At 53.4% G+C, this 857-nt stretch carries 1 protein-coding gene; it reads right to left on the reverse strand.

The window, feature by feature from the left end:
• Positions 1–857, reverse strand: an 857-nt coding sequence (locus AC6BYQ_RS28460; protein ID WP_498057924.1) for an Ig-like domain-containing protein, incomplete at both ends; no start/stop codon positions are given.

Consider the following 857-nt stretch of genomic DNA (forward strand, 5'->3'; position numbering starts at 1 on the left):
CCATTGTTCACTGCCGGATAGTCAACGCCATCCACATTGACAACTACAGTGGCTGTCGGATCGTTCACTGTACCAGTGAGTGCTGGTGTGCTGTCATTCGTCAACACGTCATCCAGCGCAACCACAGGTGCTGTGATGTCTGCTGAAACTGTGCCTGTACCTGGCAATGAAGTGTTGCCTGCAGGGTCAGTTGCTGTTGCAGTCACTGTATCGCCATCCACCAGGTTACCCGGGTTTGGTACTGACCAGCTACCATCTGTTCCAGCTACCACTGTTGCAGTGGTGCCATCAGGATAAGTCACAGTCACGGTTGAACCAGGCTCTGCCTGACCGCTCACTGGGTCTGTTGCATTGATCGGATCAAGCACCGGTGCATTTGGTGCAACCGTATCAATGGTCACCACTGCAGTATCGTTACCTACGTTACCTGCTGCATCTGTTGCAGTCACGGTAATGGTGTGTGGACCGTCTGCGAGTGTTGGAAGTGTATTGTCTGCAAGCGTCCAGGTGCCGTCACCATTGTTCACTGCCGGATAGTCAACGCCATCCACATTGACAACTACAGTGGCTGTCGGATCGTTCACTGTACCAGTAAGTGCTGGTGTGCTGTCATTCGTCAACACGTCATCCAGCGCAACCACAGGTGCTGTGATGTCTGCTGAAACTGTGCCTGTACCTGGCAATGAAGTGTTGCCTGCAGGGTCAGTTGCTGTTGCAGTCACTGTATCGCCATCCACCAGGTTACCCGGGTTTGGTACTGACCAGCTACCATCTGTTCCAGCTACCACTGTTGCAGTGGTGCCATCAGGATAAGTCACAGTCACGGTTGAACCAGGCTCTGCCTGACCGCTCACTGG

This window comes from Serratia sp. LTN-2 (assembly GCF_059740205.1).